The organism is Exiguobacterium sp. Leaf196 (assembly GCF_001423965.1).
Classification (GTDB): Bacteria; Bacillota; Bacilli; order Exiguobacteriales; family Exiguobacteriaceae; genus Exiguobacterium_A.
On record NZ_LMPV01000001.1, the window covers coordinates 177030 to 193655 of the forward strand.

The window sequence follows — 16626 nt, forward strand, 5'->3', positions numbered from 1 at the left end:
AATCTTTGGAAATCTTGACTATCCGACGACATTTGAATGTGCTAAAGTGTTTCAAGATAGTTATGAATGAGAGGAGAACGGCATGTGACAGCAGTAGTAAAGGAAAGTATGTTAAAAGTGATCGTGGCTACGATCGGAGGATTCGTCATTGCCGTTGCCATGAACTGGTTTTTGATTCCAAGTGGTGTTTATTCGACTGGATTTACAGGACTTGCCCAAATCTTGACGCAAGTCCTTCAAAATACAGCGTTTGCGTTTGGTGAAAACGTTTGGTTCTTAGCGCTGAACTTACCTTTGATCGTGCTTGCATGGATCATGTTAGGTCGGAGTTTTACAATCGTCACGTTGATTTCGGTTCTGGCAACGACAATTTTTATTGGTCTTATTCCTCAATATGCTGTCATACCAGGTGATCAGACACTGAATGCAGTGTTTGGAGGGGTCTTGCTTGCGATTGGTACCGGTATCACGATTAAATTCGGTGCTTCAACGGGTGGGTTTGATATCGTCGCCCTCATCTTTGCCCGTTTCTCCGATCGCAGTGTCGGCTTATATCTGTTCGTCTTGAACTTTTTGATCGCATTATTGGCAGGTGCGTTGTTCGGCTGGTCGACTGCCTTATATACGATCGTCTTCATCTACGTGACTTCTAAGGTCGTCGATGAGATTCATACAAGTAACCAACGCTTGACGATTTTTATTGTCACGAATCATGCGGATGACATCACGACGGCTCTGCATCAGCACATCATTCGTGGAATCACGCAGATTCCTTCGATCGGTACGTATTCACGAGCTGAGAAAGCGACGTTGATGATGGTCATTGAGCGTCACGAATTGCGGGATATCGAACGGATTTGTCGGGAAGCGGACGAGACAGTATTCATCAACGTCGTCGCGACGGACTCGGTCGTTGGATACTTCCGAAAAGGATAATGAAAAAGGCACTTGCTCTGCGATATGCAGCAAGTGCCTTTTCGTATCTCTTCATGCGAGTCCTAAGACATGTTTTAAATAGTACGCGATACCATCGTCCTCGTTTCGCTTCGTCGTGCCATTTGCCAGGTGTTTTAAGGCAGGGATGGCGTTTCCCATTGCAACACCATGACCAGCATACTCGATCATTTCCAAATCATTTTCCTCATCACCAAACGCGACGATCTGTCGGGAATCAATCCCGAGATGATGCGCGATGTGAGCAAGACCGATCGCCTTACTTGTACCTTTTCGCATCACTTCGACCATGAATTCAGGTTTTACCCATTGACGATTAAGTACTGTCTCAGCATGGACACCGGATAGTTCGGAACGAATCTCATCGACATGTTCTCCTTTAGCATGAATCAAAAGTGACGTTGGTTCGTGAAGAAGTACTTTTCGTAAATCTCCTGTTGTGACAGACAAGGCATGATCGGTATAAAATTCGTAGATACCGACTGGATCATATTGAAAATAGACATGATCCGTGACTTCACAAACGATATTTTGTGTCTTTGTTTCAGCGACGGATTCCAAAATATGTTGGACGGTCTTGAGTGGAATTGGATGGTGCTGGACTTCAAAATGAACATTCTGCGGGTGATGGACGAGACCACCGTTAAAATTAACGATCGGTGTCGTTAATCCAAGCTGTTCGTAATATTTTCGAGCGTGACGGAACGGTCGTCCTGTCGCAATGACGACTTCGTGACCGTTTGCACGTGCACGTTGAAGCGCAGCGATGTTCGCCACACTGATCGTTTTATCATCCTTTAAAAGGGTGCCGTCGAGATCGACAGCAATTAAGTGACGAGTCATGATGAAATCCTCCGCTTTCTTTTCGTTAGTTCTACTGTAGCATACGAAGTGACAGTCGCCTGTATGAATTGATGAAGTTTTTCAAGGAAAAGAAAGCGTTTGAAAAAAACGGAGAAAGGCTGTTGCTTAGATTAAAAAATGGTATACTACAAATCGTAGGACAACACTATAGTACGTTATGGAAACGGAGGGGAAATCATGCGTTTTCTCGTTACATTCTTTTGGTCATTCTTACTCGTGAACACAGCCGTGTTCATCGTATCAGCGGTTGATGCAGTATCGTATAGCTTTGGATTCGCGACAGCGATGTCTGTCGTCACTTCACTTGTCGTCTTCGCACTCGATGCCGTCAATGAAGATTTAGGTCTTGGTCAAGGGACTAAGGCAGAATAAGGAAAAGCGAGATATCGTCACTTGGACGATAGGCTCGCTTTTTGTCTTAAGGAGGAATGAGCGATGATCGTTATCGAACAGGTCATGTGGCAACAGATGCCGCAAAATATCTACATAGCAGGAAATCAGATCATCGGAATCGGTTCCTATACCATAGATGAAGCACTGATTACACACCGGATTGATGGTCGCGGCAAACGGCTAGTTCCTGGTTTCATCGATGGACACTTACATCCAATTGGTGGAGGAGGGGAAGGCGGATTTGCGACACGAACGGCTCCGTTGACTGTTCGTGACATATTCGAAGGCGGTGTCACGACAGTCGTCGGATTGCTCGGAACAGATGGCTGGACACGAACCGGAATTGATCTACTGGCACACATACGAGGATATGCCGCATCCGGTATTCGTCCCTTTCTCTTGAGCGGAAGTTACATGGTGCCACCCGTCTTCCTGACACATTCGACAGGGCATGATATCGTCCTCATCAATGAAGTGATTGGCATCGGAGAGATTGCCATCAATGATCACCGATCGACACAGCCGACTGCCCATGAACTCGCGCGGTTAGCATCAGAGGCTCGAATCGCCGGCATGGTCAAAGGCGTGTCGGGAACGATGAACGTCCACATCGGAGACGGGAAACAAGGGCTTGATTTATTACATGAAGTGATTGAAACGACTGATATTCCAATAGGGCAATTTCTCCCGACGCATATCAATCGGAGTGAACGGATTTTTGAGGCGGGACTCGCTTGGGCGAAACAGGGCGGACGAATCGATTTCACGACGTGTACGACAGAAAGCTTCGTTGATGAAGGAGAGATTCCGGCAGGGCAGGCTGTTGCCCGTGCTCTAGCAGCGGGAATCCCACCCGAGCAGATCACGATGTCGAGCGACGCTGGTGCAAGTCTTCCGGCGTTTAATGATGCAGGTCGATTAGTGCGAATCGATACAGGAAAACCATCTTCCTTGATGCAAGCCGTGCGCGATGCAGTAGAGCATGGTGTTGCTTTTGATCAGGCAATCTCGACGATCACGCGACATGTCGCGGATGCATATGGCGTTTCGGGTGGGCAGGTAGCGACCGGAGAACGTGCTGATCTGTTACTGATTGATGACGCTTTGCAAATCGATACGATTCTTGCGAATGGTCATGCTATAATGATTCAGAAAAAATGGCTTATACCAGAATGACGGAGGGATAGACGTGTCAAAGAAGTCGAAACGAAAAAACACGAAAAAACCGCAATCCAAAGCGAACTGGATTACAGCGGGAGTCATTGCCTTGATCGTATTGGTTGGGGGATTACTGCTCGTCTTCACGGATCGTGATGATTCCGCATCGAAGAATGGCAATCTAACAGCTACACAAGTCTCGGATAAAGTAAAATCCGGTGACGAATTCTATACGTATTTCTATCAAACGGGATGCGTGCACTGCGAAAAAGTAAAACCATATCTTGTTCCGCTTGGTGAAAAACAAGACATTCCGTTCGAACAAATCGATCTTGCTTTCGAACAGTCAGCTTGGGACACGTTTGGCATCGAGGGTACACCGACGGTCGTTCATTTTAAGGACGGTAAGGAAGTCGGACGGGTAGCTGGTGAACAAACAGAAGACAGCTACAAAGAGTTCTTTGCTGGAAAAGAAGTAAAGGATTCAAAAGAAGAATCATCCGGTGATCTCAATGATTAAAAAATGGTTCTACTCTCGCGTGTTCGAGTTAAATGGACACCCGCTTGTTGCCAAACAGCTGAAACGGTTTGCGATGAGCCGGGTCAGTCGTCCGTTCATCGGTCCGTTCGTTCGGGCATATGATTTGAATATGGCAGAAGCGACTCGGAATTTAGAAGCGTATTCGAGTTTACATGACGTTTTCATTCGTCATGTCAAACCGGAAATGCGACCAATTGATCAATCAGAAGGCGCATTCGTCAGTCCGTGTGACGGTATGTTGTCTGTCGTTGACGACTTGACGGCTGATAGCCGCTTTACCGTCAAAGGACAATCGTATACGGTATCAGAGTTACTCGGTTCCCATTACGAGGCGCAACAATATGTCGGGGGACGTGTGATGATCTTTTACTTGAGTCCGCAAAACTACCACCGTGTCCATGTACCGATGGACGGAACGATCCGGACCAGTTATACGCTCGGTCGGGATTCGGCACCGGTGAATGAGATCGGTCTCACACATGCGCTTCGTCCATTGACACGGAACTATCGTCGCGTGACACGTATCGTCCAAGGAAAACATGCACTTGAACATGTCATGGTCGGTGCACTCAACGTCAACTCAATCGTTCGGACAAACGAAGCAAAGGAACTTCGTCGAGGAGATGAGTTCGGATACTTTTCTTTCGGTTCAACGGTCGTCCTGATCTGTCCGAAAGATGCATTGACATTAGATACACAAGCGATTGGACCAGTTTTAATGGGGCAACGCCTCGGACAATGGCATTCATGAGAGCGAGGCGCCCGTTCGGGGCGTCTCCTTACGTTTAGGAGGAATGAATCATGCCGGCAATGGCATTAGCAGAAATCGGAAGTACACAGGTCCAGACATATATCGCACTTATCATTTTTTTAGTGACCTATGGCTTTATCATCAGTGAAAAAGTAAGCCGGGCGATCGTCGCTCTACTCGGAGCGCTCGCAATGGTCATCGTCGGCATTGTGGATCTCGAGACTGCATTATTTGAATACATCGAGTGGGGAACAATCGTCTTATTAATTGGGATGATGATTCTCGTTACGATTGCCAATCAATCTGGATTGTTTGAATATATTGCGATTCGTGCGGCGAAGACAACAAAAGGCGACCCAATCAAAGTGTTGATTCTATTATCCGCATTGACGGCACTTGGATCTGCCTTTTTGGATAACGTCACGACAGTCTTATTGATTGTCCCGATCACTTTCTCGATTACAAAGATACTTAAAATCGCGCCGTTTCCGTTTTTGCTCGCCGAAGTATTATTTGCGAACATCGGTGGGACGGCGACCTTGATTGGCGATCCACCGAACATCATGATCGGTGCCGCGAATCCACACTTAACGTTCAATGCCTTTTTGCTGAATCTTGCACCAATCATCCTGATCATTACGGTCGTGACGATCGGCATTCTGTACTTCGTCTTCCGGAAGCAACTGCACGTCGAGGCAGAAGATCGACAAAAATTGATGGAAATCGATGAAAAGAGTTATATTGTCAGTCGAAAACTCGTCACGCGGAGTAGTGTCGTACTCGTTAGTACGATTGCACTCTTCGTATTGCATCCGATGCTTGATCGAATCGGACTCCATCTCGAAGCACCAGCGATCGCAATTCTTGGAGCGACCGTCCTGATGTTGCTGACGATTGAAAACGATCATCAGCTAGAAGGAATCTTTGCACGTGTTGAATGGACGACGATTTTTTTCTTCGCCGGACTCTTTGTACTTGTTGGTGGAATTCAGGAAGCAGGTATCATTCGATATCTTGCGGAGAAGACGATTGATTTGACAGGCGGTGACATTCAGACGACAGCAACTGCTGTTCTTTGGTTGTCCGGTATCGCGAGTGCGACGATTGACAACATTCCGTTTGTCGCGACAATGATCCCGCTCATCAATGATGTAGCTGCTGGGATCGGACTTACACCAGCAGATGCGAAAGTGGATGTTTTATGGTGGTCCCTTGCACTCGGTGCATGTCTCGGTGGTAACGGGACATTGATCGGTGCATCGGCAAACGTCATTGTCGCGGGTCTTGCGACACGACAAGGTGAAAAATTCACCTATATGCGCTTTTTGATTTACGGAGCACCGATCACGATTGTGACGTTGATCCTATCCCAACTCTATTTGTGGATTCGGTATTATTAAGAAAACGGGAGGTTCGCCTTCCGTTTTCTTTTGTGCGTCGCTCTTGCTACCTGATTGTGCTATAATCGAACGATAAGAGCATAACTGTTTCTTAAACTTAACTATAGAGCTAGACCATTATCTGGAGGTTTTATTCTTGTTCAAACGACTTTATCCGAAACATTTCGTGGCTTCGATCTACGATATCGACCTTGAAATGCTCAAACGAAACGGTGTCAAAGCTATTTTGACCGATCTTGATAATACGCTCGTCGCATGGAATATCGCAGATGCTCCAGACGAATTGGTTGCTTGGCTGGATATGGTGAATAATCAATATGGTTTTGACGTCATCATCGTATCGAACAATAACGGAGACCGCGTTAAGAAGTTCGCGGATCCACTCGGATTGCATTATATTGCGCCTGCTCGAAAACCGCTTCCTATCGGGTTTAAACGGGCATTGACGGAATTCGGCTATCACGCGAAAGAAGTCGTCTTTTTAGGGGACCAACTCTTTACGGATGTACTCGGTGCAAACTCCGTTGGAATCGAAGTCATCCACGTTCAACCCGTCGTTAAGACGGACGGTGTCGTCACGAAATTCAATCGCCTGATGGAACGTGTCATTTTCCACCGGATGAAACGCAAAGGAATCTATAAATTGACACAACGCGTCAAGGAAGATCCTTCTGCACTGAAACATCCGATCGAAACACTTCGTCAGGATAAGCAACAATAACCCTGTCAGATCGGTAGATGAAAGGGAAGGCAGTAGTCGCAACATGTACGGCGAGAGGTCGGAAGTTACGCTCTTGGAGTAGCGAGCAGGGCGCTACGGTGAAAAGAGAAGGGAAATCATTCCCGCATGCGGCTCAACATAATATGATCGAAGAAATCCACTGCGCTGGTTGTGGTGTCGCCATTCAAACGGAAGACACAAAAGCACCAGGATACGCACCTAAATCTGCACTTGATCGTGAAATGGTCATTTGCCAACGTTGTTTTAAATTAAAGCACTACAATCAAATTCAAGATGTATCTTTATCGGACGATGATTTCGTTAAAATCTTAGACGGAATCGGTCAAAAAGATGCACTTGTCGTTAAAATCGTTGATATCTTCGATTTTAATGGGAGCTGGTTACCGGGATTACATCGGTTCGTCGGAAAAAATGATGTCTTACTCGTCGGGAACAAAGCCGATTTATTACCGAAGTCATTAAATCCGAACCGTCTCATGAACTGGATGCGTCAAGCATCGAAAGAACTTGGATTACGTCCAGTTGACGTTCATCTGATCAGTGCGAAAAAAGGTCACGGGGTCGATGAACTCGCTGAGAAAATCGATTATTATCGAAAAGGACGCGACGTCTATGTCGTTGGTTGTACAAATGTCGGGAAATCGACCCTGATCAACCAAGTCATCAAACGTTTCGGTGAAGAGGATGAGGCCGTCATCACGGTCAGTCACTTCCCAGGAACGACACTAGATTTAATCGACATCCCACTTGACGATAACTGTAACCTGTATGATACACCGGGGATCATTAATCATCACCAAATGGCTCACTACGTTGATGCGAAGGACTTGAAGCTGATCACACCGAAAAAAGAGATCAAGCCGCAAGTCTTCCAAATCCATCCGCAACAGACGCTCTTCTTTGGAGGTCTTGCGCGATTGGACTATATGGAAGGGAACAAGCGTTCATTCGTCATCTATATGTCGAACGAATTGAAAGTTCACCGGACGAAGCTTGAAAAAGCAGACGATTTATATGCGAACCATAACGGTGAGCTGTTGTCTCCGCCGAACGAAAAGACGCGTGAGATGCTGCCTCCGCTCGTCCGTCATGAATTCAGTCTCCGCGACAACATGAAGACGGATATCGTCTTCAGTGGACTCGGGTGGGTTGCGGTTCATGGAAAAGGTGGACGTGTCGCTGCGTATGCCCCGAAAGGTGTCGCTGTATCTTTACGTGAGGCGCTCGTCTGATGCGCTTTGCCGTCATCGGTCATCCGATTGCCCATTCACTTTCACCTGAGCTGCATACAGCTTGGCTGGAAGCGGCTGGGCTTTTCGGCTGTTATGACCTTATCGATGTAACGGAGCATGAATTGCCACGAATTATTACAAAATTACGTATGCATCAGCTGGATGGAATCAATGTGACGATTCCCCATAAGACAGCAATCATTCCGTACCTGGATCGGCTGGAGCCGGCAGCTCAAAAAGCGGGCGCCGTCAACACGGTATACTGGAAGAATGGGCAGTTGATTGGTGCGAATACAGATGGAATCGGATTCGTCCGTGCGTTGACAGAACGTCGTCCGTCATTTCAAAAGACACTTGTCCTTGGTGCGGGCGGTGCAGCACGAGGAATCATTGCTGCGCTACCGGGAGATGTGACGCTCACGAACCGCACAGAAGAACGCTCTAGGGCGGTTGCCGATGAATTCGGAACACACGTTTTGCCATGGCACGAAACATTTGATTTAACGAGTTACGACGTCATCATCAATACGACCTCTGTCGGGATGGCGCCACATGTCGAAGCACGTCCGATTGAATTGACAGAGACGAACGCTTTGATTTGTGATATTATTTATCGACCGACGCCGACCCGTCTATTGCGTGAAGCGACTGAAAAAGGTCTCGACACACTCGACGGCGTCCCGATGTTCGTCTTACAAGCGGCTGAAGCATTTGAACGTTTCACCGGACAAGCACCTGATCTCGCACTTGGCGAGCAGGTGATACGAAAGCAATTGGAGGAATTTTAATCATGTTAACAGGTAAACAAAAACGTTTTTTACGCGCGACAGCTCACGATTTAAACCCGATTTTCCAAGTCGGTAAAAATGGAGTCGGTGAAGCGATGTGCGCTGATTTGATGGATGCGCTCGAAAAGCGGGAACTCTTGAAAGTACAAGTACTACAAAATTGTGCGGACGCACCAAAGGATGTCGCACAAGAACTCGTCGCAGGAACGAATGCTGAACTCGTTCAAGTCATCGGAAAAGTCATCGTTCTCTATAAAGAATCAAAAGAGAACAAGACGCTCGAATTGCCACGATGAAAATCGGACTGATGGGCGGAACGTTCGACCCTCCGCATATCGGTCATCTCCTGATTGCCGAACAAGCGCAGGAACAACTCGAACTTGATGCGGTCTGGTTTTTACCAGCGAATGTACCACCGCATAAACAACGTACTGTCACAGACGCAACTAAGCGTCTCCGTCTTGTAGAAGAAGCAATTGCATTGAACCCTGCCTTCTCTGTCTCTGCGATTGAATTTGAGCGAAAAGAACCTTCCTATACGTATGATACGATTCGTGCACTCAAGCACCGATACCCGGAGCATGAGTTTCTGTTTCTAATCGGCGCAGATTCACTCGTTAGTCTCGATACGTGGTATCAAGCTGAACGGTTATACGAGGAAGTCGTCTTTGGTGCCGTCGCTCGACCGGGAAGTCGGTATTTGATTCCGCGTGGTGCCCGTGTGAAAGCGGTCGATATGCCATTGCTAGAAATTTCTTCGACGGATATCCGGCAACGGGTCGCGCGCGGACGGAGCATTCGCTACCTTGTACCGGAAGCCGTTCGACAACGGATTGAGGAGTGGAATCTATATGCGCCTTGAAGAAGCACGTCAAATCATTGAAAACACATTACCTGAGCGACGCTATGTGCATACGTTAGGTGTCGTCGAGACGGCACGACACTTGGCTCTTAAATATGGTGTTGACGAAGAAGAAGCAACACTTGCTGCCATGCTCCATGATTATGCAAAATACCGCGATACGAATGAGATGCGTTCGATTGCCGTTGAATTGAATCAACGGATCTTACTCGACTATGATGACGAACTACTTCATGCGCCAGTGGGTGCGGAGCTTGTGCGTCGAGAACTTGGTCTTGATTCAGACGTGATTTATCAGGCCATCGCGAATCATACAACAGGGGCACCTGGTATGCCGTTACTTGATCAAATCATCTTCGTCGCGGATGCGATTGAGCCGAATCGTAGTTATTCGGGTGTCGAAGTGCTTCGTGAAGTAGCCGAGCAGGATTTGACGGACGCCGTCATCGCAACACTCAGTCAGACGATTCATTTTTTATGTACGAAACAAGCTATCATCTTTCCGCGAACGATTGAGACCTATAATGCCTTCGTCGCGGCCAAACGAAAGGGGACCGTCCTATGACAGTCGAACAAGAATTACAATTAATCGTAAATGCCATCGACGATAAACGTGCTGAAGATATCGTCGTCCTGAATATGTCGAGCATCTCACCAGTTGCCGACTATTTCGTCATCTGTGAAGGGAATTCAGAAAAACAAGTACAGGCGATCGCGCGTGAACTCAAAGAAGTCGCGCACGAACATAACCTGCCGATCAAACGCCTCGAAGGATTCGATGCGGCACGTTGGGTGTTGGCGGATCTTGAAAACGTCGTCGTTCATGTCTTCCACCGTGACGATCGTGATTACTATAACCTCGAAAAACTATGGGCAGATGCTCCAAAGGTTGAAGTCGAGGTCAACTAATGGCATACGAACAGTTCGCCTACATCTATGATGAATTGATGCAAGACGTCCCGTACGATCAATGGGTTGACTGGGTCAAAGCATACGTTCCGATTGGAAGTACGATTGCTGATATCGGATGTGGAACGGGTACGGCGACGCTTGCATTAGCAGCCCACTATGAGATGCTCGGGATCGATTTATCTGAAGAGATGCTCGAAGTCGCGCAGGAAAAAGCGATGGAAGAAGGATTGACTATTCAATTCTGGGCGCAAGACATGCGCGAAATCGAATTGCCGACACCTGTCGATGCCGTGACGATCCTATGCGACTCCTTGAATTATCTCCAGACGGAAGAGGATGTCAAACAGACATTTACACATGTAGCAGCGATTCTAAAGGAGGGTGGACGTCTTTTGTTTGATACACACTCCCCTTACAAGATGGAGACGCTGTTCAATGGGAAGACGTATGCGACACATGCGGAACAAAGCTCGTATATCTGGTTCGCGGATCCTGGTGAAGCGCCGCTTTCTGTCGTCCATGAACTGACATTCTTCATCGAGGAGGAGGATGGTCGCTATGAGCGTGTCGATGAAACGCATCATCAGCGGACGTATCCTCCGGCACAATACGTAACATGGTTACGCGAAGCCGGATTCCGGGTTCTCGCGGTCACAGGCGATTTTGGACCGGACGCTCCTTCTGAGACAGTCGAGCGGATCTTCTTCGTTGCCGAAAAAATGTAAAAGTGATTTCATCCGTCTTCTTTTAGCGATACACGTTCGTGTTGCTTGAAGGAGACGGATTTTTTTGTTCGTGAAACAGATGCTAATTCAAAGTAACGGTATGGATGGTAGGACTTTCATCCGACGAAACACCGCAGGATCGTGCTGTAAAGAATGGTTAGTGCGTATTCCTTCGTTTCCTGAAGTCTGTAGTGACCTGTTAGAGTCGTGGGAAAAGGAGGGATTCGTCTTGACCGTTCCACGTTTGCAACAGATAGCAGGTCTCGTCGTCGTCCTGCTGCTCATCATTTTATTATTCGTACCATTACCCTCTTGTTCAAATGAAGCGATGGTCGATCAACCGTCCTTAACGGATAAACAACAAGAGGCAAAAGCAGAGCCAGCAGAAAAGGATACCTCGATTCGTGACAAACTCATCATGGTCGACGTAAAAGGAGCAGTAGAAGCGCCTGGACCTTATCAATTCCATTTGGGTGATCGAGTGAAGGATGCAATCGAAAAAGCAAAGACGACTGCGAAAGCTGACATTCGACAAATGAATCTCGCGGCACGTCTCATTGATGGACAGGAAGTCATCGTGCCGGTAAAAAAGACGAAAGATCAGTCGAAACCAACGAAACGCTCAAAAGCAGAGATACCGAAAGGATTGATTGACCTCAATGCGGCAACGGCGGAACAGTTGATGGAGGTTCCGGGAATTGGTCCCGCCAAAGCAGAAGCGATCTTAGCCTATCGTGAGGAGAAGGGGGGATTTGCGACATATGAATCACTCGGAGATGTGAAGGGCTTTGGGGAAAAGACGTTAGAATCGCTTAAATCCTACCTGATCGTCTACTGATGCCACTTCATGTGCTGTTCGTCCTCTTACTCATCGTTGCCATCAAAGAATCGATTTGGTGGTTAGTGCTCCTCATGCTCTTCGCTGTCTTGAAATCATGGTCTTTTTCAATCGGTCGTCTCTTTTTTCTGTTCATTCTGAGTTGCCTATTCATCGGAATGGGTCATCTGTCACCTGAACCGCATGACGTCTCGTCTGTTGACATCTTGTCAGGGAAGCGTAATGGGGATCGAATTCGTTATGAGGCAGAGAGTAACGGTCAATCGGTTCTATTGACGGCAACGATTACGGAAGAAGAAACAGGATACGAACGAATCGGGCACTCCTGTCGCGTAAATACGGAACCGCTCGATGTCCGCCAACAATCGAATGCGGGAGGGTTTGATGAACAGCAATTCATGCATACACATCGTTACGCTGGAAAGTGGGAAGTCCGTTCATTTGATTCCTGTCATCGGACACCTGGGTATGCGGCAGAAGGAAGACGGGTACGTGAAGTATGGCTAAAGCGGATCGAAGAATTGTTACCACAAAAGCAAGCATTCTACGTCGAAGCGCTTGTGTTTGGTGAGGATCGACTAATGGATCAAGTGACGCTCGAACGGTTTAAGAAATTCGGCTTATTACATGCAATCGTCATCTCAGGATCACATATCGCTTTTTTAGTATTTAGTCTGCTGTATGTCTTACGAAAAATCAGAATGACAAAAGAAAAACGACTCGATATCGTTCTTATCTTACTGCCGATTTACGGATGGTTGACGGAGTGGAGCCCTCCAGTCACACGAGCTGTTCTTGTCGCGATCATTCTGTTGCTCGGTCGTCGTTTCCACAAACCGTTAGATCCGGTGGAGGTCATTGCAGGGGTAGCGGCTTTTCAATTGGCGATTCAACCGACTGTCATTTACGATATCGGATTTCAATTGACGGTCGGACTGACGCTGTTTCTTGTGCTGTCGAGACGACTAATGGGTTCGGTTCGTCGTCCTTGGAACTGGCTGCTGATCAGTGCTTGGGCACAGTTTGGAACACTCCTCTTTTTGCAGGGTATTGAACAGACGACTGTTTCAATTTGGTCGCCATTGTTAAACCTATTGATTGGTAGCTGGATTGAATGGGTGATTCTGCCGGGATCGTTCATTCTCGCGACACTTCCGTTCTTACCGATTCGTTCAACGTTTCAGATCGCGCATCAGTATGCGATTCAATGGATGGATCAAGTGTTACGACTGGCGGAGGATTTACCGTTGGCGATGGTTGCCGTTCCGGCATTTTCTCCGATCGTCTTGACGATCGTCGTTGTCGGAATGGGAATCGCTTGGTTCATTGCTGAGCGGAGATGGTGGGGGCATGTTCTCCCGTTGATCCTTTTACTTGCGGCATGGGGCTACACCGAGTGGCGCGCACCTGAGCAAGTCACGTTTTTAGATGTTGGGCAAGGCGATAGTATCGTGCTTGAGAAAGCAGGAGAGACATTCGTCGTGGATACCGGTGGCGTTTATCAACAAACGACGCATCCACTGCTTCGTCCGTTTGATCCAGGTAGTCATATCGTCGCTCCCTTTTTATTCACACGAGGAGAAGCCGAAATTGACGGTCTGATCGTGACACATGCTGATCACGATCACGTCGGTGGACTTCTAGGTGTACTGCGCCAAGTTCGCGTGAAAACCATTTATTTAGGTGCATATGACAACATGGATGAGAAGCGAAATGATTTGATTCGTTCTATCGAAGCCACTGGAACGCGTGTTGAGTTCGTTCAAAAGGGGCAAACGATTCGTCCTTGGTTACAGGTACTTGCACCAACTGGACGAAAAGAAGAAGAAAACGATCGGTCTATCATATTACTCGCACAGATTGCCAAGCAACGTGTTTTACTGACGGGCGACGCTGGACTAGCAATCGAAGACGAGTTAAAGATTGGTCCGATCGATATTCTAAAAGCAGGTCATCATGGTTCGAACACGTCGACCGGTGAAGAACTCTTACGAAAGACGAATCCGAAGATTGTCATCTTGTCAGTCGGACGAAAAAATCGATACGGGCATCCACATCCGGACGTCCTCGAACGAATCGGGACAGATCGGATCGTCTTTCGAACGGATGAGGACGGGAGTGTAACTTGTTCTTCAGCGGGCTGTGAACCTATGATAAAATAAAAAAACAGCAACCCCCCAAGGTTGCTGTTTTACTGATTATAGACTTAAGAACTTAATTGCGACACCGATGATGAACAAGACTGCGAAGAAGCCGAATGATGCACCAAAACCAACGGCAGAGTCGAGCGCATCGTTGCGTTTTGATTGAATATCGTTCTCGAACGCGTTTTCACTTGGTGGGCGTACTGAATGTGCCATGCTGCATTCCCCCTTAATAGATTCCGCTTCTAGTATAGCGGAATAAAAGAGGATTATCTATGATGAAGTTAAGAACAAACTGTGAAATGTGGTGGGAATGATGAAAACTCCTTGGCTCGTCAACGGAAAATTAGCGAATTTATACTTATTATATGGAACGGAACGACATCTGTTAGAAGAATGGGAACGTGAAATCGTGAAAGCGGCTCTTCCGGACGGAGAACGCTTTGATTATATGAAAATCGATTTGAACGACCAACCGCTTGATGCGGTGCTTGATGAAGCAGAGACGGTGCCATTCTTGAGTGACTACCGTGTCGTCGTTGCAAAACCTGCAACGTTTCTGACAGGAGCAAAAGATAAAAAACAACATAACCTCGAACGGTTAGCAGATTATATCCTACAACCGGCAGACTATGCGGTCGTTGTCTTGATTGTCGAAGCAGAAAAGCTCGATGAACGAAAAACCGTCGTTAAACGATTGAAGGAGCGCGCGACGGTGCTGGAGGCGAAAAAACCGACGACCGAAGAGCTGTTCCGCTTCGTCCTGGATGCCGTCAATGACAAAGGGTACCGGATGGAACGTCCGGCGATCGAGCGGCTTATTTTCCTGACTGCTGAGATGTGGGGGACATTAGCGCACGAACTGGAGAAGTTGATGTTGTTCGCAGGAGATCGACCGACGATCGAAATCGAGGATGTCGATTTGTTGGTTCCGCGGACATTAGAGGACAACGTTTTTCAATTAACGGACTACTTGATGAAGCGTCAACTCGAACCAGCAATCCGTTTGATTCGTGACCTTGAAAAACAGGGACAGGAAGTGTTGGCCCTTCTTGGGCTGATGGCACGGCAATATCGGATGATGCTGTTATCGAAACGATTAGCAGAACAAGGATACGGAGAACGACAAATCGCATCGAAAGTCGGAGCCCATCCCTATGCGATCAAATTGGCATTACAATCTGCGAAGAGGTTTACCTTTGCGCAGCTCGAGCAAGCACTCATCGCCATCACGACGACGGATGAAGGCATGAAGACGGGGCGCGGTGATAAGAAGATTCTATTCGATGCGTTGATCGTTCGCTTAGCGACACTATAGAGGAGGAGAATGATGATGGAAGTCCAGCTCATAACAGCAGAAGAAGTCATCCCATTACGGCATGAAGTGTTGCGTCCGCATCAACCACGTGAAGCGTGTGTTTATCCAGACGATGCGCGTGCCTCGACGTTTCATCTCGGCGGGATAAAAGCACAACAAATTGTCGCGATCGGTAGTTTCTCGGAACAATCACATGAACAAGCGCCAGGAGCGACGTACCAACTTCGTGGCATGGCGTCGAGTGAACAAGTGCGTGGTGAAGGATATGGTCGGGCGCTGATCGAAGAAGCCCGTCGTCTCTTGAAAGAACGACAAGTGACAGCTTGGTGGTGTAACGCCCGCGTTACGGCCCTTCCTTTTTATGAGCGTCTTGGACTAGAACGTGTTGGAGAACCGTTCCTCATTGAAGGAATTGGTCTTCACTATGTCATGATCGACCGTCTAGACGACAACTAAGACAACAAATGGCGGACGAAGGAATCGTTTCACACGAGTCCTTCGTCCGCCATTTCACATCATATAAAAAAATCGCCACTGGAGATACCTCCTAGTGGCGACCCATCACCGTATTCTTCGGAAAGAATTAAAGTGCGTTTACGAGTTTAGCGAGACGTGATTTGTCACGACCAGCTTTGTTGCTGTGGATGAGACCTTTAGCAGCAGCTTTGTCGATTTTTTTAGAAGCTGTAGCGAAAGCAAGGACCGCTTGGTCTTTGTTACCTTCAGCTGCGAAAGTTTCGACTGCTTTAATCGCTGAACGCATTGCCGATTTACGTTGTACGTTAGCGACGCGGCGTTTTTCAGCTGTTTTAACGCGTTTGATTGCTGATTTAATGTTAGCCATGGATGATTCACCTCCAATAAAACTCATTCGAGATTTATATTCGCATATCTGCAGTTATCGTTCAACAGAACAAACACAATTGTAGCAAACGTTTTTCTTAAAAGCAATACGACGTCTAGGGAATCTTCACATTTTGTTTTTCGGGTAAAACAAAACGAGA

At 47.3% G+C, this 16626-nt stretch carries 21 protein-coding genes; 18 read left to right on the forward strand and 3 right to left on the reverse strand.

All coding sequences use genetic code 11. The annotated features are described in order from the left end of the window. Window positions 1–84: 84 nt before the first annotated feature. A complete protein-coding gene (locus ASG02_RS00960; RefSeq protein ID WP_035409321.1) occupies window positions 85–936 on the forward strand; it encodes a YitT family protein in 852 nt (283 codons plus the stop codon). A 51-nt stretch (window positions 937–987) separates the two neighbouring features. Here the strand turns inward: ASG02_RS00960 and ASG02_RS00965 are convergent, their stop codons facing one another. Beyond that, window positions 988–1797 carry a Cof-type HAD-IIB family hydrolase gene (locus tag ASG02_RS00965; protein ID WP_056060040.1) on the reverse strand — a complete coding sequence of 270 codons (810 nt, stop codon included), beginning with the start codon at window positions 1795–1797 and terminating at the stop codon, window positions 988–990. Window positions 1798–1995: 198 nt separating this feature from the next. Here ASG02_RS00965 and ASG02_RS00970 point away from each other — a divergent pair, with 198 nt between their 5' ends. From ASG02_RS00970 to ASG02_RS01040, 15 genes are all read left to right on the forward strand, one after another. Next, window positions 1996–2190: a YjzD family protein gene (locus ASG02_RS00970; RefSeq protein ID WP_035409317.1), complete on the forward strand. Its 195-nt coding sequence runs from the start codon at window positions 1996–1998 to the stop codon at window positions 2188–2190. A 63-nt stretch (window positions 2191–2253) separates the two neighbouring features. Then, the gene (iadA, locus tag ASG02_RS00975) at window positions 2254–3387 is read left to right on the forward strand and encodes a beta-aspartyl-peptidase (protein ID WP_056060043.1); all 1134 of its coding nucleotides are present in this window, start codon (window positions 2254–2256) and stop codon (window positions 3385–3387) included. A 13-nt stretch (window positions 3388–3400) separates the two neighbouring features. Then, window positions 3401–3889: a thioredoxin family protein gene (locus ASG02_RS00980; RefSeq protein WP_035409313.1), complete on the forward strand. Its 489-nt coding sequence runs from the start codon at window positions 3401–3403 to the stop codon at window positions 3887–3889. Further along, window positions 3882–4661, forward strand: coding sequence for a phosphatidylserine decarboxylase (locus ASG02_RS00985; RefSeq protein ID WP_082478675.1), 780 nt, complete (start codon window positions 3882–3884; stop codon window positions 4659–4661). The genes ASG02_RS00980 and ASG02_RS00985 overlap by 8 nt, the downstream gene beginning before the upstream one ends. A 59-nt stretch (window positions 4662–4720) precedes the next feature. Continuing rightward, on the forward strand, window positions 4721–6061 hold the full coding sequence (locus ASG02_RS00990; RefSeq protein ID WP_035409769.1) for an ArsB/NhaD family transporter: 1341 nt from the start codon (window positions 4721–4723) through the stop codon (window positions 6059–6061). Between the two features lie 136 nt (window positions 6062–6197). After that, window positions 6198–6782, forward strand: coding sequence for a YqeG family HAD IIIA-type phosphatase (locus ASG02_RS00995; protein ID WP_035409311.1), 585 nt, complete (start codon window positions 6198–6200; stop codon window positions 6780–6782). A gap of 143 nt (window positions 6783–6925) precedes the next feature. Beyond that, window positions 6926–8035: a ribosome biogenesis GTPase YqeH gene (gene yqeH, locus ASG02_RS01000; protein WP_023467421.1), complete on the forward strand. Its 1110-nt coding sequence runs from the start codon at window positions 6926–6928 to the stop codon at window positions 8033–8035. Further along, window positions 8035–8823 carry a shikimate dehydrogenase gene (gene aroE, locus ASG02_RS01005; RefSeq protein WP_056060048.1) on the forward strand — a complete coding sequence of 263 codons (789 nt, stop codon included), beginning with the start codon at window positions 8035–8037 and terminating at the stop codon, window positions 8821–8823. The genes yqeH and aroE overlap by 1 nt, the downstream gene beginning before the upstream one ends. A gap of 2 nt (window positions 8824–8825) precedes the next feature. After that, the gene (gene yhbY, locus ASG02_RS01010) at window positions 8826–9119 is read left to right on the forward strand and encodes a ribosome assembly RNA-binding protein YhbY (RefSeq protein WP_023467424.1); all 294 of its coding nucleotides are present in this window, start codon (window positions 8826–8828) and stop codon (window positions 9117–9119) included. Then, window positions 9116–9685 (forward strand): nicotinate-nucleotide adenylyltransferase, encoded by a 570-nt coding sequence (gene nadD / locus ASG02_RS01015; protein WP_035409307.1) that lies wholly within the window; start codon window positions 9116–9118, stop codon window positions 9683–9685. The genes yhbY and nadD overlap by 4 nt, the downstream gene beginning before the upstream one ends. Then, window positions 9675–10250: a bis(5'-nucleosyl)-tetraphosphatase (symmetrical) YqeK gene (yqeK, locus tag ASG02_RS01020; RefSeq protein ID WP_056060051.1), complete on the forward strand. Its 576-nt coding sequence runs from the start codon at window positions 9675–9677 to the stop codon at window positions 10248–10250. The genes nadD and yqeK overlap by 11 nt, the downstream gene beginning before the upstream one ends. Further along, window positions 10247–10594, forward strand: a complete 348-nt coding sequence (gene rsfS / locus ASG02_RS01025; protein ID WP_023467427.1) for a ribosome silencing factor — start codon at window positions 10247–10249, stop codon at window positions 10592–10594. The genes yqeK and rsfS overlap by 4 nt, the downstream gene beginning before the upstream one ends. Next, on the forward strand, window positions 10594–11322 hold the full coding sequence (locus ASG02_RS01030) for a class I SAM-dependent methyltransferase (RefSeq protein WP_035409303.1): 729 nt from the start codon (window positions 10594–10596) through the stop codon (window positions 11320–11322). Before rsfS ends, ASG02_RS01030 begins: the two co-directional genes overlap by 1 nt. A 229-nt stretch (window positions 11323–11551) precedes the next feature. Beyond that, window positions 11552–12160, forward strand: a complete 609-nt coding sequence (locus ASG02_RS01035; protein ID WP_056060054.1) for a helix-hairpin-helix domain-containing protein — start codon at window positions 11552–11554, stop codon at window positions 12158–12160. Beyond that, a complete protein-coding gene (locus tag ASG02_RS01040) occupies window positions 12160–14322 on the forward strand; it encodes a DNA internalization-related competence protein ComEC/Rec2 (RefSeq protein WP_056060057.1) in 2163 nt (720 codons plus the stop codon). Before ASG02_RS01035 ends, ASG02_RS01040 begins: the two co-directional genes overlap by 1 nt. A 36-nt stretch (window positions 14323–14358) precedes the next feature. Here ASG02_RS01040 and ASG02_RS15400 read toward each other — a convergent pair whose 3' ends face one another. Further along, window positions 14359–14520: a YqzM family protein gene (locus tag ASG02_RS15400; RefSeq protein ID WP_023467431.1), complete on the reverse strand. Its 162-nt coding sequence runs from the start codon at window positions 14518–14520 to the stop codon at window positions 14359–14361. A 100-nt stretch (window positions 14521–14620) separates the two neighbouring features. Here ASG02_RS15400 and holA point away from each other — a divergent pair, with 100 nt between their 5' ends. Both holA and ASG02_RS01050 read left to right on the forward strand, forming a co-directional pair. Beyond that, window positions 14621–15622, forward strand: coding sequence for a DNA polymerase III subunit delta (gene holA / locus ASG02_RS01045; protein WP_023467432.1), 1002 nt, complete (start codon window positions 14621–14623; stop codon window positions 15620–15622). Window positions 15623–15634: 12 nt separating this feature from the next. Next, complete coding sequence (locus ASG02_RS01050; RefSeq protein WP_035409297.1) at window positions 15635–16078, forward strand: GNAT family N-acetyltransferase; 444 nt, start codon at window positions 15635–15637, stop codon at window positions 16076–16078. A 127-nt stretch (window positions 16079–16205) separates the two neighbouring features. On the opposite strand, the gene rpsT is transcribed toward ASG02_RS01050, so the two are convergent. Beyond that, window positions 16206–16466, reverse strand: a complete 261-nt coding sequence (rpsT, locus tag ASG02_RS01055; protein WP_023467434.1) for a 30S ribosomal protein S20 — start codon at window positions 16464–16466, stop codon at window positions 16206–16208. Window positions 16467–16626: the final 160 nt, after the last annotated feature.

Excerpts from the sequence above, each read along its gene's own strand:
- yhbY (WP_023467424.1), top strand. The coding sequence starts at position 8,826 with ATGTTAACAGGTAAACAAAAACGTTTTTTACGCGCGACAGCTCACGAT.
- yqeK (WP_056060051.1), top strand. The coding sequence starts at position 9,675 with ATGCGCCTTGAAGAAGCACGTCAAATCATTGAAAACACATTACCTGAG.
- ASG02_RS00965 (WP_056060040.1), bottom strand. The coding sequence starts at position 1,797 with ATGACTCGTCACTTAATTGCTGTCGATCTCGACGGCACCCTTTTAAAG.
- ASG02_RS01040 (WP_056060057.1), top strand. The coding sequence starts at position 12,160 with ATGCCACTTCATGTGCTGTTCGTCCTCTTACTCATCGTTGCCATCAAA.
- ASG02_RS00985 (WP_082478675.1), top strand. The coding sequence starts at position 3,882 with ATGATTAAAAAATGGTTCTACTCTCGCGTGTTCGAGTTAAATGGACAC.
- ASG02_RS00970 (WP_035409317.1), top strand. The coding sequence starts at position 1,996 with ATGCGTTTTCTCGTTACATTCTTTTGGTCATTCTTACTCGTGAACACA.
- ASG02_RS15400 (WP_023467431.1), bottom strand. The coding sequence starts at position 14,520 with ATGGCACATTCAGTACGCCCACCAAGTGAAAACGCGTTCGAGAACGAT.
- aroE (WP_056060048.1), top strand. The coding sequence starts at position 8,035 with ATGCGCTTTGCCGTCATCGGTCATCCGATTGCCCATTCACTTTCACCT.
- holA (WP_023467432.1), top strand. The coding sequence starts at position 14,621 with ATGAAAACTCCTTGGCTCGTCAACGGAAAATTAGCGAATTTATACTTA.
- iadA (WP_056060043.1), top strand. The coding sequence starts at position 2,254 with ATGATCGTTATCGAACAGGTCATGTGGCAACAGATGCCGCAAAATATC.
- rpsT (WP_023467434.1), bottom strand. The coding sequence starts at position 16,466 with ATGGCTAACATTAAATCAGCAATCAAACGCGTTAAAACAGCTGAAAAA.
- ASG02_RS01030 (WP_035409303.1), top strand. The coding sequence starts at position 10,594 with ATGGCATACGAACAGTTCGCCTACATCTATGATGAATTGATGCAAGAC.
- ASG02_RS00990 (WP_035409769.1), top strand. The coding sequence starts at position 4,721 with ATGGCATTAGCAGAAATCGGAAGTACACAGGTCCAGACATATATCGCA.
- nadD (WP_035409307.1), top strand. The coding sequence starts at position 9,116 with ATGAAAATCGGACTGATGGGCGGAACGTTCGACCCTCCGCATATCGGT.
- ASG02_RS01050 (WP_035409297.1), top strand. The coding sequence starts at position 15,635 with ATGATGGAAGTCCAGCTCATAACAGCAGAAGAAGTCATCCCATTACGG.
- rsfS (WP_023467427.1), top strand. The coding sequence starts at position 10,247 with ATGACAGTCGAACAAGAATTACAATTAATCGTAAATGCCATCGACGAT.
- yqeH (WP_023467421.1), top strand. The coding sequence starts at position 6,926 with ATGATCGAAGAAATCCACTGCGCTGGTTGTGGTGTCGCCATTCAAACG.